Genomic DNA, 15,401 nt, shown 5'->3' on the forward strand with positions numbered 1-15,401 from the left:
CCGTTTTAGGAGCTGTCTGGGGTGCCGGCCATATGGGGACCGGCCCTTTTCCTTGAACCTCTCCGAACCACCTGATCCGAAGAGGCAATCTTATTGGACTACTGGCTGACGGACACTTAGTCGCCCATCGTGAAGTCAACGTGCAGAATGTGGTGATGCTCGGTAACCGGAGCGCCGTTAACGACGGCGGGCTGGTACCGGGCTCGACGAAGGAAGTCGAGCGCACTTTCCACAAACTCGTGACCACCGGTGGAGCTGACAATCGCGCAGTTTGCCGTGTGACCGTTCGGAAGAATGTCGCAGGAAGCCGTAACTTTACCTTCACGGTTCTCTTCCTGGGCTTCCTCCGGATACTCCGGCTTGGCGCCGTTGATCGGAGACGCGCCAGCCGTGTGATCAGGCACTGCCGGAGCTGGCGGACCCTGCGGAGGAGCCGGAACAGGCTCAGGTGCAGGCGTCGGGCTCGGCGGAACCGGATGCGGCGGCTTGGCGTGTGTGACCCGCTGGATCGCCTTGGGTGGCGGCGGAACACTGATCTTCGGCGGCGGAATATACGGCGGCGGCGGCTGTTCCATCTGCGGCGGCGGCGGAGGTGGTGGTGGCGGAGGCGGCTTAGGCTGCTCCTTGATCACTTCCGTCTTGATGGGCGGCTTTTCGTGGACGAGTTTGCCCACAGCACCGCTCATGAGCGCATAGATTACCGCGCCCATAGCCAGCACGGCCACGACGATCGCGACAATATAGTCCGTCGGCTTGCGCTGCTGTGCGGCGTAGCTCTTCATGTCGAAACCTTCTTACCCCTCACTGACACCGACAATGGATCCACACCTGTACGGTGCGAGATCTCGACCTTGTGTTTGCATCGAGTTCCCTCACCTCACGGACGTGTGATTCGTCTCATGTCGTGAGAACATACCCGATATGCTGATTGGGCAGCCTTCAGGCCATGGTGTCAAGCTGATTATTGCCTGTCCCGAAACGAAAAATTCTCATCTTTCGATCGTCTGGCGCCAATATTCGCAGGAGAGTGGGCGAAAAAGTACACTTTTCCGCTTTTTTTCTGCCTTCAGAAAATCAAATTTCCAAAAACTGTAACAGAATTATAACAAGAAGGCCGGGACAGCGTATTAATTACGCCGCCCCGGCCTTCCGGTTTCGTTTTAATGCGTCAGCTCGCTCTTACTGAGCGGAGGCGCTGGCTTCGGATCGCGTTGCTCCGACGCGCTGGGCAAGAGAAGCCGACATGAAGTCGTCCAGGGCGCCGTCCAGAACAGCGTCCGGATTTCCCTTTTCCACGCCTGTCCGCAGATCCTTGACCAACTGATAGGGTGCCAGGACGTAAGAGCGGATCTGATGGCCCCATCCGATATCCGTTTTGGCGGCTTCCGTCTGGGCGGCGGCGGCTTCCCGCTTCTGAAGCTCGGCCTCGTACATCCGGGCCTTCAGCATTTCCATCGCCTTGGCACGGTTGCGGTGCTGTGAGCGGTCCGTCTGACAGGCAACAACGATGCCGGTCGGGATATGGGTAATACGAATGGCCGAATCGGTCTTGTTAACGTGCTGACCGCCTGCGCCTGAAGCACGGAAAGTATCCACACGCAGATCCGAATCGTTGATCTCCACTTCAATGGAATCATCGACCACCGGATACACCCAGACAGACGCGAAGGACGTTTGACGACGGGCAGCGGCATCGAAGGGCGAGATGCGGACGAGACGATGCACGCCAGCTTCCGTTTTCATCCAGCCATAAGCGTTGAGGCCACTGATCTGGATGGTGGCAGACTTGATGCCCGCCTGCTCACCTTCACTGCTTTCAATGAAGGTCACCTTGTAGCCGTGCTGTTCTGCCCAGCGGGTGTACATGCGCAGGATCATCTCGGCCCAATCCTGGGCTTCCGTTCCACCTGCACCGGCATTCACTTCAACGTAGCAGTCATTGCTGTCAGCTTCGCCGGACAACAGGCTTTCGATTTCGCGCTTGTGCACGTCGGCTGCCAGCCCACGCAACGTCGCGATGGCTTCCTGCACCAGATCCGTGTCGTTCTCCATTTCTGCGAGCTCGACAAGTTCCAGCGTGCCTTCAACGTCCTGTTCGATCTGTTCAACGCCCTCGATCTGATTGGCGAGCATGGTTCGCTCGCGCATCAGCTTCTGGGCAGCGTCAGAATCATTCCAAAGGTCTGGGTCTTCCGCGCGGTGGTTCAGTTCCGCGAGGCGTGTTGTGGCGACATCCCAGTTAAAGATGCCTCCTCAGCAGTGCCACCGACTGCTTGATCTGTTCGGAGAGGGCTTCGGTCTCAGCCGACATTATAAATACTCCACTTATATATAAGGTGGTTTGGCTGCCCTCAGTACAGGCCGCCTACACCAATGTCACCATCCGATGCCGCAGGTTTCTGGGCCTGAGGCTTGGCATTCGGAGAAGACCCAACACTCGGCGCGCTGGTGTCTGTCATATCGCTCTCGGAATCCGAAATAACGGCATCTGCCCCGGTATCTGCCGCTGTCAGGGCTTCCGTACCAGCACCGAAGCCATGCAGAGCCACCGACGCACCCGGAACCTGATCAGCCTTGAATCCGTCAGTCGCAGTGATACGGCCGGTGTTGTAGGACGCCAGCGTGATATCGGCCGGAACACGGAAATCCAGCTTCGGCCGGTTGGCGAGCGCCACCTTCATGATCTTGTTCCAGATGGGGCCGGCAATGCGGGCACCATCAGCGTTCCGCCCGAGCGTTTGCGGCGTATCGAAACCGACCCAGACGATCGTGACGATATCCGGCGAAAAGCCAGCAAACCAGGCATCATGGAAATCCTGACTGGTGCCGGTCTTCCCCGCGATGGGACGGTCAATCCCTACCCCTGCCATGCGGCCCGTTCCATGAGCGATGACATCCTTCAGCATGGCCACGATCTGATAGGAACTGGCCTCGCTGGCGAGAACAGGACGACTATCTGCAATGGAGGGAACAGAGATACTTCCGGGAACCGGCGCCGATGGCTGCACTGGCGCCCCAGCAGCTTCGGTCGATGCCGGTGTAATTGTTGGAGATGACGGATCAGCAGTTGGAGGCGCAGGTGGCGCCTGCAAGGTGGTCCCTAATGCCAAGCCAGGTGCACGCCAGACGATATTGCCAAGGCGATCCTGAATGTCATCCATGAGGGTGGGAGAAACAACATGGCCGCCGTTCGCAATCGTTGCATAGGCCGCGGCTTCCTTGAGAACGGTCGTTTCAACGGCACCAAGTGCTGCGGGCAGCACATGCGGCATATCATCTACAAGGCCGGCCTTGATGGCTGTGTCTGCGACCGCCTTCATACCCAGATGCGCGGCCACCCGGATCGTCACGAGGTTCCGGCTTTCACGCAGGGCATCATGCAGGGTGGTTGGACCCCAGTTATCGTGCTCGTAGTTCTTGGGATGCCAGTCGCCGTAAGAGACAGGGGAATCATCAAACTTCTCGGACGGAGAAATACCCTGTTCCATGGCCGCCAGATACACAAACGGCTTGAAGGAAGAGCCCGGCTGACGCAGAGCCTGCGTTGCGCGGTTGAACTGACTTTCGTGAAACGACCATCCACCCACCATCGCCAGAACACGGCCTGTATGGACATCCATCGTCACGACAGCGCCTTCGACCTGCGGAATCTGACGCAGGGCAACGGAGCCACTTTCCTGCGGTTCAATCATGATGACATCCCCGGCACGAAGCGGGTGCATCCGACGTGCCCATGCGATGTCTGTTGCCAGAAGAGGACCAGTCTTCGCTTGGCCTTCCTCATTCCAGCCCACGTGAGTTCCACCGGGAAGAATGACGCCCAGACGCCACTCCCTTAGCATTCCAGCTGGACCGGAGACCTTATCGAGACTTTCTTCCCAGCCTTCTGCGTCAATGCCATCAAGATGGATGACCGGGCCACGCCAACCTCCGCGGCTCCGATCGTAATCCATCAGACCTTCATGCAGCAGCTTCGTCGCTGATACCTGAAGGGGCTGATCCAGACTGGTATGAACTTCAAGGCCGCCTTGAAGAGCGCGATCCTGACCATACAAGCTGATGAGCTGACGCCGGACCTCGGCCCCGAACCATTCTGAATCCGGCAAAGGTCCAAACCGCTGTTTTTTCTGCGGGACCAGTGGCTCCTTCTTGTCTTCCTGAGCCTGCTCGCGGGAAATGACGCCGTTATCGGCCATCAGATCCAGAACAAGATTCCGGCGCATCAAGGCTGCGTCAGGATGAAGGAACGGATTGTAATGTGTAGGGGACTTCGGAAGGGCCGCCAGTGACGCGGCTTCTGCATCATTCAGCTGGTCGAGAGGCTTGTTGAAATAGGTCTGGGCCGCGGCGGCGACACCAAAAGAGCCGTTCCCCAGATCCGCCCAGTTCAGATAGATCTCAAGAATCTTGTCCTTGGACAGCACCTGCTCCATTTTGACGGCAAGCAGGGCTTCCTTGATTTTACGATCGAGCGTGCGGGCATTGCTGTTAAGCAGCATCCCACGCGCAACCTGCTGCGTAATGGTGGACGCACCGACAGCACGGCGCCCATGGCGGGCAAAAACGTCCGTTACGCCTGCACGGGCAATGGCCATCACATCAACACCACCATGGGTGTAGAAATTGTGATCTTCCGTTGCGAGGAAGGCGCGCTTTACCCGATCCGGAATCGCTTCAAGCGGAACGAAAATACGCCGCTCGTTGGCAAGTTGAGCCATCAGGCGATCATCAGATGCATAGATGCGACTGACGGTCGGGGGCTGATAGGCCCTCAGGCTGTCCACACTTGGCAGATCAGCCACGAGTTTGGCGTAGGTGGTCCAACCCAAGATACCCGCACCCGCAACACCGACCAGCCCGACACCAGCGACGATGGCAAGAGACTGACGGAAACGGCGGAAACGGGGCCCGCGGGGCACACTGGCCCTGGGGTCCTGCGGATTACGGGAGCGAATGGAACGGCGCGTCATACAAACTGCATAGCACTGAAACGAGCCGTTCGTCGCCCCCACTGAAAAGGGTCATTTTGTGACAGTTTACGGCGGCCCGTGATCGTTATGATCCGGCGGCGGATTTCTTCCACACCTCTTCACCCTGCCGATTCAGAGTAGCAAACTCTTCATCGTTGAGATTCAGGGATGCTGACCGAACATTAGAGGCCAGATGGGCTCTGCTTCCGGTCCCCGGAATGGGCAACATGACCGGTGATCTTTTCAGAAGCCACGCCAGAGCAATCTGCCCTGCATCTGCATGATGCCGATGCGCGATCTTGTCCATGTCCGTACCGGGTTTGGCCAGTTCTCCGGCAGCTAGAGGTGCCCAGGGAATGAAGCCGATGTTTTCCTTGGTACAGAAATCCAGTACGTCTTCGGACTTGCGATCCACAAGGTTGAAACGGTTCTGAACGGTCGAGACCGGGAAGTATTTCTGCGCGAGCTTGATATCTTTCACACTCACTTCCGATAGACCCACGTGCCGGATCAAACCTTCTTCGCGGAACTTGGCGATCGCCTCGAATTGTTTTTCGGCAGGACAGTCAGGCCCGATCCGATGAAGCTGCCACAGATCTATGCGCTCAACGCCCAACCGTCGCATGGACATCAGCACGCACTGCCTCAGATAGTCCGGGTTTCCGACCGGCTTCCAGATATCTGGACCATGGCGTGTCAGGCCGCCCTTCGTTGCAATGACCATCTTTTTGTAGGGATAAAGCACTTCACGGATCAGATTTTCCGAGACGAACGGACCGTAAGAATCCGCTGTATCAATAAAATCCACCCCGAACTTCGGGAGGCTTTCAAGGGTCTGGACCACTTCTTCGTGGTCTGGAGGTTCATCCCAGATGCCCTTGCCGGTAATGCGCATCGCGCCAAACCCGAGGCGGTGGACCTTGAGATCACCACCAATGAGGAACGTACCGGATTTCTTTGCGTCAATCGTAGCCATGGACTCTTTCCTTTCCGATGGACGCAGGATTCAACAGCGCAAAGGCGGAAGGGTTGCAGTCACTATCCCAGCAGGCGTCCGACCATCCGGGCCGTGTAATCCACGACGGGTACAATTCGCCCGTAATTCAAGCGCGTTGGCCCGATGACACCAATGGCGCCCACGATTTTCTGGGCTTCATTACGGGCTGGCGCGACGATCATGGACACGCCCGACATTCCAAACATTCCGCTCTCACTGCCGATATAGATTCGCACACCTTCCGAAGCGTCTGCCAGTTGCAGGAGCTGAAGCATGGTCTCCTGCGTTTCGAGGTGATCGAACAACATACGGATCGTGGTCAGTCGTTCGATCTCGGTAATATCCGCCAACAGCTTGCCCTGCCCCCGAACGAACAGCGTTCCGCCATCAGCGTCCCATGTGGCCAGACCACTTTCGATGACGCTGGCCGTCAGAGCATCAAGTTCATGGCGGTTGACGTCCATTTCCTTGCTGACACGCTCTTTCAAAGTGCCAAGCGTCAGATCCCCCAAATGGGCGTTAAGATAGTTCCCAGCCTCGACAAGCGCGGAATGCGGCAGTCCTGCCGGGGTTTCGATGATGCGATTTTCCACCTGTCCGTCTGAACTGACGAGGACCACGAGAACACGTCCCGGACCGAGGGCAACAAACTCAATATGTTTGAGCGTCGCGTCGGATTTAGGGGCCAGCACCAGACCTGCTGCGGATGACAGGCCCGACAGCATGGACGATGCTTCAGCCAGGGTCTCCTGATAGGACCGGCCATGAATTTCCAGCCGGCTGTCGATACTGGCACGGTCTTCGTCGCTCAGGGTGCCAAACTGGAGGAGCCCTTCCACGAAGAGCTTAACGCCCTTCTCCGTCGGGAGACGCCCTGCGGACACATGAGGGCTGAACAACAGCCCGGCCCTGCCAAGATCTGCCATGACGTTGCGGATCGTCGCGGGAGACAGAGACAGATTCAAGCGCTGCGCCAGAGTGCGACTGCCGATCGGCTCCCCGGTCTCGACGTATTCCTCAACGATTTCCCGAAGGATCGCAGCTTCCCGTTCTCCGAGCCCGGAAGCAAAGGAGTTCGGCATACGGAAGAAGGAAGGGTCAGATCTCATCATGGTAAAACTGTATGTCGGGGCTGGAAGGCTTCTCGTCAAACGCGGTAGAGGCAGGGCTCGGTTCTGAGAGAGGATTTTTTCGCATGACAAAGCGCCCATCCGGACGCGCCTGTGACGAAGGTCGCGCTATTTCCATTGAAACAGGCTTTGCCCGACATGCGGAAGGTTCAGCACTTATCCGGGTGGGTGGAACGGAAGTTCTGTGCACGGCGTCTCTCGAAAATCGTGTCCCGCCATTTTTGCGCAACAAGGGTCAGGGCTGGATTACGGCCGAGTATGGCATGCTTCCGCGCGCCACCCATCAGCGTGGCAATCGTGAAGCGTCCAAGGGCAAGCAGTCTGGCCGGACGCAGGAAATCCAGCGCCTGATTGCCAGATCCCTGCGAGCCTGCGTCAATCTGAAGAAGCTGGGAGAACGGACCATCACGCTGGACTGTGATGTCCTGAACGCTGATGGCGGGACACGCTGCGCTTCCATTACCGGCGCCTGGGTTGCTCTCTCCATGGCTCTGAAAAAAGCCAATCTGTCCTCAGTCATGACAGCACAAATTGCGGCAGTCTCCTGCGGCCTGACTTCTGCTGGCGCCGTGCTGGACCTGGATTACGTTGAGGACAGTGCCGCTCAGGCAGACACAAACTTTGTTCTTACCGCGGAGGGTGGCATCGTCGAAATTCAGGGCACGGCGGAAACGTCCCCCTTTCAGGAAGCCGAGTTTTTCGAGCTGCTGCGTCTGGCCAAGCTGGGCACAGTCCCCCTATTTGAAGCACAGAATGCCGCACTGGAGACTTTGTAATGCGCCGCCTGTCCCGTGGGTCAAAAATTGTTCTGGCAAGCCACAATGCCGGGAAACTGCGTGAATTCTCCAGCCTGCTTGCAGAAAGCGGCATCACTGTTGTGTCTGCAGGGGAGCTGAATCTGCCAGAACCGGACGAAACGGCAGACACATTTACTGGCAACGCTGAAATCAAGGCTCTGGCGGCGGCCCGTGCATCGGGCCTACCCGCACTGGCGGATGATTCCGGCTTTTGCGTCTCGGCACTCGGCGGCCAGCCCGGCGTTTATTCGGCGCGATGGGGCGGCCCTGCAAAAGACATGACCGTTGCCATGGAGCGTGTGCAGCGCGAAATGGATGAAACGTCAGACCACGCAGCATCATTTGTGGCGGCGCTCTGCCTGGCATGGCCAGACGGCGAAACACATTCCGTAGTTGGGGAATGTCATGGACAGATAGTCTGGCCACCGCGTGGGGAGCATGGTCACGGCTATGACCCAATGTTTACACCAGAGGGTCATAGCCGAAGCTTCGCAGAAATGAGCGAGCACGAGAAGAACGCGATCAGTCACCGCGGCCGCGCGCTCGCACTTTTCCTTACTGAATGTGTGGAAGGCTGAGCTCGGCTTCAGGCATCCGGGAGAGCTGTGAACTCTCCCGCTCCAAATGATAGGGGCCTGTTGAACAGACTTCTATGGACAGCATACCAGTCCCCTTCCGGAGAGCATCTTCAAGTTCCAGATGCGCACGGCCCTCTGTCCAGCGCGCATCATCGCCTTCGCTGGAAGCCCAACCTGTGATTTCGGGAAATGTCAGATGGGACGTGAGGCGATGGGCGCCTCTTACCGCGTAAAAAGTGATGTCCCCGATGAGGACGCCACGTTCCTCACAAGGCGAAGACTGGCTATGTCTTCGTGAGAGAAGCCAGAACGACTTTGTGGGGCTGGAGAGTATGAAAAGGGCATGACTTCCCTGCCAGCGGGCTGGATGAATGAGAGATCCATCATCGCAGGCAAGGTGGAGGCCAGGATCATTTGTAAGGTAATTAAAAGAGGACATGCGTTTTTCCTGCCATATGCAGTGATTTTATTGTCCATCGCCGAGCACGCACTTTCCCGACCATGGACAGCTCCATGAAGCAGACTGCAGTCTCTCATCCGAACCACATTCCTGTCTGCTTCATGGAAATATTATGTCGTGATATGGTTAGGGAACAGTACAAAATCAGGCTTCTGACAGGAAAAACGGTTCCGTAGCCGTTCTGTCAGAACAGCAAACTTCAGGTCTGCACCTCGATCAATGTGCCAGGTGCCTAACGACCGGTCCGTGACTGACGAGAACACCGCGCTGCCATACCTGATCCACCTGATCGATATCGGCGATGCTTTGGTCTGGAGCACCACGAACGATTAGAAGGTCTGCCCGCTTCCCTGTTTTCAGAACACCGCGATCTTCAAGCTCAAGCAGTTCAGCGGCATTTCCAGTCGCTAGATGAATGGCTTCAAGCGGTGTCAGGCCAGCTTCTACGGTCAAGGCAAGTTCGCGATGTTCCGCAAACCCCGGCAAACGCGTTGGAGCAGCCCCTGAGTCTGTACCAAAACCCACTTTCACGCCTGCCCGATAAAGCGTCAGAAGGTTCTTCTGATTAATCGCAAGCGCGGTGTGCGAAGCCGCGACAAGCGGCTTGGAAAGTGTCTGTTTACGCCAGTCTGCATCTGAGAGCTGCGCCATCAGGGCAGGATCGATGGCGGCCGCAACGAAAGGAACATTCAGAAGCTCCGGATGCTCTGCAAAAAGGTAATTTGCCTCGTCCAGCCCCAGCGTAGCGATGTACCAGACGCCATGGGCCTTCACGGCCTCAATCAGAGCCTGATCAACGGGCTGGTCTCGCACGCCATGCGCGAGGATATTGGCCCCTGCATCCACGACAGCTTTGGCAATATCCAGATCATGAATATGGACCGCCACGCGCGTATTGTGCTGATGGGCTTCGTCTATGACTGCCCGGTAAATATCTGGGGACATTTTGGGAAGCGTCTTGCCATTCGGCACGCCGTTCCGGAAATCATCCACCCAGAGTTTTACGAGATCCGTGTGCTCTGCGACCATACGGTCTACGTCCTGACGCGCTTCCTGCGGAGTGGTCGGACGATAGACCTGATCCTGCCCTAACGCTTTCACCATCGCAGCGGGCGGCGCTCCTTCCGGAACACCAATGCCCTGATCAACGCCAAACAAATCTGCACCTGGATTTTTACCTGCGTGCTGCTCCCGCCGCAGATCATCGAAGAGAGGCGAACGGTTCAGGCCAAGAGACGTGACGGTGAGAACACCATAATCACTATACTGTTTCAGGGCCGCGAGAATATTGGCTCGGGTATAGTTCTCACTACTGCCAGACGTTCCCTTAATGATACCGACGTGGCTGTGATCGCTGATCAGAGCAGGCAAGAGGGTTTTGCCGCTGAGATCGATGTGCTCGGCTCCTGAAGGGGCCGGATCGCCTATGGAGACAATTCGTCCGTCATTAATGACGACTGTAATGTTTTCACGAACTGGATCTCCGGTTCCATCGATCAGGCGGGCATGATCGAATGCAACAGGTTCTGCCTGCGCGGTGCAGGCCATCAAGGTCGCCGGCGCGGCCAGCAAAAACCCCGCGAAAGCAGAACGAAGTGTCATGATGGAATTTCCCCTCAGCAGCATTCAGGCTGAGGAGAAACGTTCTGTCATGCAGAAAAGACCAATACCGTCTCGCGATTGTGAAAAGACGCTTGGAACTTTAGCCTTCGAGAGACTGAAGCTCGAACAAACGACGGTAGATGCCACCGTCCTGAGCCACCAGTTCGGCGTGGGTGCCGTCTTCTTTCAACTCACCCCGACTGAAGACAAGAATTCGATCCAACTCCATCACCGTGGAAAGGCGATGGGCCACCACGATGACGGTGCGGTTCTGCATCAGGCGGCGCATCGCCTCCTGCACCAGGGATTCAGATTCTGAATCCAGACTGGATGTTGCTTCATCGAAAATAAGGATGGGCGCATCTGCAAGGAACGCCCGGGCAATCGCGACGCGCTGACGCTCACCGCCCGAGAGCTTGACCCCGCGTTCACCGACCATCGTGTTGTAGCCTTCCGGCAGACGCTCAATGAAGGCTGCTGCGTTGGCCTGACGCGCTGCTTCCTTGATGTCTTCGATGGATGCCGAAGGCCGGGCATAGGCGATATTCTCAGCCAGTGTGCGGTGGAACAGCACCGGTTCCTGTGGAACAATAGCAATGTGCGACCGCAGGGAATCCCGCGTGACATGCGCGATGTCCTGCCCGTCAACCGTGATGCGCCCACTGTTCACATCATACAGGCGTTGCAGAAGCTTCGTGAGGGTCGTCTTTCCAGATCCACTCGGCCCCACGAGGGCCACACGTGATCCCGGCGCGATATCGATTGTGAGGTCCTGATAAAGAGGTTTGTCCTGACCCGGATACTGGAAGGTCACGTGCTCGAAGTGGACTTCGCCCTTCGTAAAGCGTGCAGGCTGAGCGTCTGGTGCATCCTGAATAGCCGAATCCCGGCGGAAGATGGCGATCAGCTCTTCCATCTCATTGACGGAACGCTGCACCTGACTGACCTGCTGACCCAGGTCTCGAAGATATCCCTGCACAAGAAACATCATTGTCAGAACATATGCGACGTCACCCGGCCCCGCCTTGCCCTGCCACCACAGCATGACGGCAAGCCCGATCATGAGCATCCGCATCACGAGAGAGGCGAGCGCCTGAATATTGGCGCTATTGGTGCCGCGCAGCCATGTCCTCAGGGTACGTCCGCGCCAGCCTTCGACGATGGTGTCCAGCCGCTGCTCTTCCCGCTTTTCAGAGCCGAACGCTTTGACAACCGGATTGCAGGTGACGGAATCCGCGATGGCTGCACCCATTTTCGTGTCCCATTCATTGGATGCACGGGCACTGGGCGCAACGTAACGAAGCGTCAGGATAATTGAGAGCCAGGCAAACAGCACCACCGAAACCGCAAGGACCGATCCCATCAGAGGAGAACGGAACATGAGGACGGCCGTAGTGCCACCGAGCACCAGAACCTCTGGCCCGATCATCAGCAGCAGGGTGTCGTCCAGTGTGTCGATAGCCCACATGCCTCGGGTCAGACGGCGAACCGTCGACCCGGCAAAGGTATTGGCATGCCAGTCCGTTGAGAATCGCTGCACGCGGGCAAAGGCCTGATTGAGGACCTTATGCATGATTGCCAGCGTCAGATGTGAAATCCCGACAAAAGACGACCGACGACCGAACAGCCCAATCAAGCCAAGCGCAATCAATCCCCCCACCATGAGGAACGCATCATTACGCAGGCTCAGAAGCTCATCGGTTTTCGGGATGGTTGGCCCGGCAGCGTGCTTGGAAATATCCGAAACAAGGCGACCAGCCAGAATCGGTGTGACGACGTCTGCCAGTGTGGCGAGCGCCACACCAGAGAGTGTCCAGGCCAGCAGCGCTGGATGTGCCAGCCAGCGGCGGCAGACAAAGGACAGGACTTCTGTAAAGGAAACGTCGATTTTCCGGCCTTCCTGTTTCTGGCCGGTGAGTTGCGTAGAAGTATCGGACACGAAGAGCTCCGCCGTCTTGTCCCTCAAGGACAACGGCCTGATGGCATGAAATTTTCAGATGTTTCGCGTATCTTGCCGGACAGTCCGGATCAGACGCAACAGCCCGCGCGGAGTTTCAGCCATGACAGACGCCCCTAAACCCATGAGCAAGGCCGCGGCCAAGGCTTTCATTACCGCTCTGGCCGAAGCCAATCCGGATGCGGAAAGTGAGCTGATCTTCCGCAATACGTTTGAGCTTCTGGTGAGCGTGGTTCTGTCGGCTCAGGCCACGGACAAGTCCGTCAACAAAGCCACCAAGGGGCTGTTTGAACACGCGCCCGATCCGAAAAGCATGGCGAAACTCGGAGAGGCCGGGATCGCACAGTACATCAAGACGATCGGCTTATGGCGCGCGAAGGCGCATAACGTGGCCCTGCTGTGCGAGCAGCTTCTGGAGCGACATGGTGGGGAAGTCCCCGCTGACCGCAAGTCTCTTGAGGCGCTGGCGGGCGTCGGGCGGAAGACGGCCAACGTGGTGATGAATGTCGCGTTTGGTGCCGATACCATGGCGGTTGATACGCATATTTTTCGCATCGGGAACCGGACCGGGCTGGCTCCGGGGAAAACAACCCGGCAGGTTGAGGATGGTCTGGTAGCGCGCATTCCCAAGGATATGCTGCGGCCAGCCCATCACTGGCTGATCCTGCATGGGCGTTATGTCTGTAAAGCCCGGGCCCCTGAATGCTGGCGCTGCCCGGCGACACAATGGTGTCTGTATCCGGACAAGCGTCTCACGCCACCCCGCACAAAAGAAGCTGCCTGATCGAAGCTACTCTGCCTCAGCCAAGGGCAGATTGGGCATTCCGTGGGAGCCTATGGCAGGCACCCAGGGTCGACTCCCACGCCAGCTCCGATCCGAGACAAGCTCTGCACCGCCTTGATGGAGAAAGACCGCATAGGCGCCATTTCTCCAGACCGAAAAGCGATCAATAAACGGAACTCCGGGGCAGGCATTACGGGCCGGAGATGCACTCACAAACAGGCTAATTCCCTGACAGTTCTGCTCAGACGGCAAACGAACACCATCTAGACTATCTTTAGCCCGCAGCAGCACCGTCTGGCCTTTGAGTGAGACACGGCAGAGACCCGTCATGCAGTCAGGTGGCAGGGAGCCTGTTGGCAGAGCCAGCGCCCGTTCCCAGTCCTGAAGCGCCAGATTTTCGAGACTGCCATGAGGACCAACCATCAGAACGTCCTCGCCCCTCAAGGCAAGCAACCCTGCATCAGCGGAAACCAGAAGGTCCGGATGAGGTGCCAGCCAGATGGAGAGAATTCCCACACCAATAGGCCCTAATCCAACGAGACGAGGCCAGCCCTTCCAGAGGCACAACCAGCACAGCCCAAGAAGCAAGGCAGCAAGCCCCCAGCCTGGCGTGGCTGGAACAGGTTCGTAAGCAAACGGGAACATCGCCACTGTGTGCGCGATAATCTGAATAATCCGGATGCCCCACCCCATGACGATGAGCGGAAGACCCGCGGCATGTAATGGCATCAGGAGCAGGGACAGGAGACCTGCGGGCATGATCCAGACGGCGGCCAAGGGAACGGCCAGCATGTTGGCGAGCACGAACCACGGCTGGAAGATGCCAAAATGCGCCATGCTGACCGGCAGCGTCGCTAGCCCCGCAAGAAGGCTGGTGAGTGACAAGGCAGCCAGATAGGACAGGATGACGCGCACTGACCCACCTTCGCCTCGAAGTCTTGCAAGCGGTTCACGCAGAACTTCGTACCCGGCGATCAGCCCCATCACGGCGGCAAAAGACATCTGAAAAGAAACGTCCAGAACGGAAACCGGAGAAACCAGCAGGATAACGAGCGCAATTAGGGCAAGTGACCGTATGGACAGTGCGCGCCGCCCTGTAACAAGAGCCAGCGTGACCAGTGTCGCCATACCGAGTGCGCGGACGCTGGGCAGATGGGCACCGGTCAACAGGACATATCCGATACCAGCAAAAAATCCTGAAACTGCTGCGATTTCCCGGCAGGGCCAATACAGAGCCAGACGCTCGAAGGCGGTCAGAAACGCGCGAACAGAGACCGTGACAACAGCCATAACCAACCCAAGATGCAGCCCGGCGACAGCCAAAAGATGCGCCAGCCCGGAGGCAGCGAATTCCTGACGGGTGGAGGCATCAATCCCGCCCGCTTCTCCTGCGAGCAGCGTCGCGGCGATGGCGCCGGTCTGGCCGGGGAGCACGCTTTCGATGCGCGCTTCTATGGCTTCTCTCAGTCCCTCCAGGCCTGCCGTCGCGTCTGCACTGTCCACGTGGAGTGTGCCCAAAGCATACCCACTCCCTGCTGAGCCAGAGAACCAGGCTTCCCGTTGCAGATCGCGGCCACCCGGCCATGACGGAGCCGAAGGAGAGCGCAACATTGCCCTGATCTGGACGGTACTGCCCGGTAATGGGGATGCCGGATCATCATCACGGAGTTTCAAACGTAACGTACGTTTGAGAGGCGCCATCCCTGCGTCGACGGGCGTATCGAACGTCGCGTGCGCCAGAATAATCCGTCTCCCGCCTTCATCGCTGCCTGGCCTGGGAGGCAGTGTCTCTAGCGCGATAACCTGCCCTGTTACGACAGAGGCTCGCGTTGGCAGAGACGGCATGGGCGGTTGTCGGCGTGTCTGCCATGAGGCGTCCAGAAAGCCGACCAGAAGTCCTAAAAATACCAGGAATAAAAACAGTAAGGCCGGATGCTTCCGCCAGAACCATACGGCCACCGCTACGCAGCCCGAAATACCGGATGCAGGCCAAAGAGGAGGTTCGAAGCGGAGTGTCAGATACGTGAGGGCCCCCAACGCAACCGCGACAGGGAGCCAGCAGAACAGCCGCCGCCCCTGCTCCACCATGATCCTCTCCATCCATGATGGATGGAATCCCATCCCGG

The 15,401-nt window shown here is 57.8% G+C and carries 12 protein-coding genes; 3 read left to right on the top strand and 9 right to left on the bottom strand.

Annotated features, from left to right (window positions below; genetic code table 11):
- Window positions 1-116: 116 nt before the first annotated feature.
- The 5 genes from KP702_RS13005 to hrcA form a co-directional block, all read right to left on the bottom strand.
- Window positions 117-782: an energy transducer TonB gene (locus tag KP702_RS13005; RefSeq protein WP_046900242.1), complete on the bottom strand. Its 666-nt coding sequence runs from the start codon at window positions 780-782 to the stop codon at window positions 117-119.
- Between the two features lie 397 nt (window positions 783-1,179).
- A protein-coding gene (gene prfB / locus KP702_RS13010) for a peptide chain release factor 2 (protein WP_099213300.1) occupies window positions 1,180-2,311 on the bottom strand; the annotation gives its coding sequence in 2 pieces (ribosomal slippage) (window positions 1,180-2,241 and window positions 2,243-2,311; 1,131 coding nt in all).
- A 40-nt stretch (window positions 2,312-2,351) separates the two neighbouring features.
- The gene (locus tag KP702_RS13015; RefSeq protein WP_202208092.1) at window positions 2,352-4,970 is read right to left on the bottom strand and encodes a penicillin-binding protein 1A; all 2,619 of its coding nucleotides are present in this window, start codon (window positions 4,968-4,970) and stop codon (window positions 2,352-2,354) included.
- Between the two features lie 85 nt (window positions 4,971-5,055).
- Window positions 5,056-5,946 (bottom strand): aldo/keto reductase, encoded by an 891-nt coding sequence (locus tag KP702_RS13020; protein WP_202208091.1) that lies wholly within the window; start codon window positions 5,944-5,946, stop codon window positions 5,056-5,058.
- A gap of 62 nt (window positions 5,947-6,008) precedes the next feature.
- Window positions 6,009-7,079 carry a heat-inducible transcriptional repressor HrcA gene (gene hrcA / locus KP702_RS13025; RefSeq protein ID WP_202208090.1) on the bottom strand — a complete coding sequence of 357 codons (1,071 nt, stop codon included), beginning with the start codon at window positions 7,077-7,079 and terminating at the stop codon, window positions 6,009-6,011.
- An 83-nt stretch (window positions 7,080-7,162) separates the two neighbouring features.
- On the opposite strand from hrcA, the gene rph reads away from it, so the two are divergent.
- Entirely contained in the window at window positions 7,163-7,873 is a 711-nt protein-coding gene (gene rph / locus KP702_RS13030; protein ID WP_202208089.1) for a ribonuclease PH, read from the top strand.
- Window positions 7,873-8,472: an RdgB/HAM1 family non-canonical purine NTP pyrophosphatase gene (gene rdgB, locus KP702_RS13035; protein WP_215769142.1), complete on the top strand. Its 600-nt coding sequence runs from the start codon at window positions 7,873-7,875 to the stop codon at window positions 8,470-8,472. Before rph ends, rdgB begins: the two co-directional genes overlap by 1 nt.
- On the opposite strand, the gene KP702_RS13040 is transcribed toward rdgB, so the two are convergent.
- The 3 genes from KP702_RS13040 to KP702_RS13050 form a co-directional block, all read right to left on the bottom strand.
- Window positions 8,450-8,911 (bottom strand): hypothetical protein, encoded by a 462-nt coding sequence (locus KP702_RS13040; RefSeq protein ID WP_202208087.1) that lies wholly within the window; start codon window positions 8,909-8,911, stop codon window positions 8,450-8,452. The two genes, rdgB and KP702_RS13040, sit on opposite strands and share 23 nt — an antisense overlap.
- Before the next feature lie 237 nt (window positions 8,912-9,148).
- Window positions 9,149-10,534, bottom strand: coding sequence for an amidohydrolase family protein (locus tag KP702_RS13045; RefSeq protein WP_215769143.1), 1,386 nt, complete (start codon window positions 10,532-10,534; stop codon window positions 9,149-9,151).
- A gap of 100 nt (window positions 10,535-10,634) precedes the next feature.
- On the bottom strand, window positions 10,635-12,473 hold the full coding sequence (locus KP702_RS13050) for an ABC transporter ATP-binding protein (protein ID WP_215769144.1): 1,839 nt from the start codon (window positions 12,471-12,473) through the stop codon (window positions 10,635-10,637).
- Between the two features lie 121 nt (window positions 12,474-12,594).
- Between KP702_RS13050 and nth the strand changes: the two genes are divergently transcribed.
- Complete coding sequence (nth, locus tag KP702_RS13055; RefSeq protein WP_215769145.1) at window positions 12,595-13,275, top strand: endonuclease III; 681 nt, start codon at window positions 12,595-12,597, stop codon at window positions 13,273-13,275.
- Between the two features lie 6 nt (window positions 13,276-13,281).
- Here the strand turns inward: nth and KP702_RS13060 are convergent, their stop codons facing one another.
- The gene (locus KP702_RS13060; RefSeq protein ID WP_215769164.1) at window positions 13,282-15,363 is read right to left on the bottom strand and encodes a ComEC/Rec2 family competence protein; all 2,082 of its coding nucleotides are present in this window, start codon (window positions 15,361-15,363) and stop codon (window positions 13,282-13,284) included.
- Between the last annotated feature and the right edge of the window lie 38 nt (window positions 15,364-15,401).

The organism is Gluconobacter sp. P5B12, from assembly GCF_018812035.1.
In the GTDB taxonomy this organism is placed as follows: domain Bacteria; phylum Pseudomonadota; class Alphaproteobacteria; order Acetobacterales; family Acetobacteraceae; genus Gluconobacter.

Coding starts and splice junctions, on each gene's coding strand:
- KP702_RS13005 (WP_046900242.1), bottom strand. CDS start 782: ATGAAGAGCTACGCCGCACAGCAGCGCAAGCCGACGGACTATATTGTC.
- KP702_RS13015 (WP_202208092.1), bottom strand. CDS start 4,970: ATGACGCGCCGTTCCATTCGCTCCCGTAATCCGCAGGACCCCAGGGCC.
- KP702_RS13020 (WP_202208091.1), bottom strand. CDS start 5,946: ATGGCTACGATTGACGCAAAGAAATCCGGTACGTTCCTCATTGGTGGT.
- hrcA (WP_202208090.1), bottom strand. CDS start 7,079: ATGATGAGATCTGACCCTTCCTTCTTCCGTATGCCGAACTCCTTTGCT.
- rph (WP_202208089.1), top strand. CDS start 7,163: ATGACAAAGCGCCCATCCGGACGCGCCTGTGACGAAGGTCGCGCTATT.
- rdgB (WP_215769142.1), top strand. CDS start 7,873: ATGCGCCGCCTGTCCCGTGGGTCAAAAATTGTTCTGGCAAGCCACAAT.
- KP702_RS13040 (WP_202208087.1), bottom strand. CDS start 8,911: ATGTCCTCTTTTAATTACCTTACAAATGATCCTGGCCTCCACCTTGCC.
- KP702_RS13045 (WP_215769143.1), bottom strand. CDS start 10,534: ATGACACTTCGTTCTGCTTTCGCGGGGTTTTTGCTGGCCGCGCCGGCG.
- nth (WP_215769145.1), top strand. CDS start 12,595: ATGACAGACGCCCCTAAACCCATGAGCAAGGCCGCGGCCAAGGCTTTC.
- KP702_RS13060 (WP_215769164.1), bottom strand. CDS start 15,363: ATGGTGGAGCAGGGGCGGCGGCTGTTCTGCTGGCTCCCTGTCGCGGTT.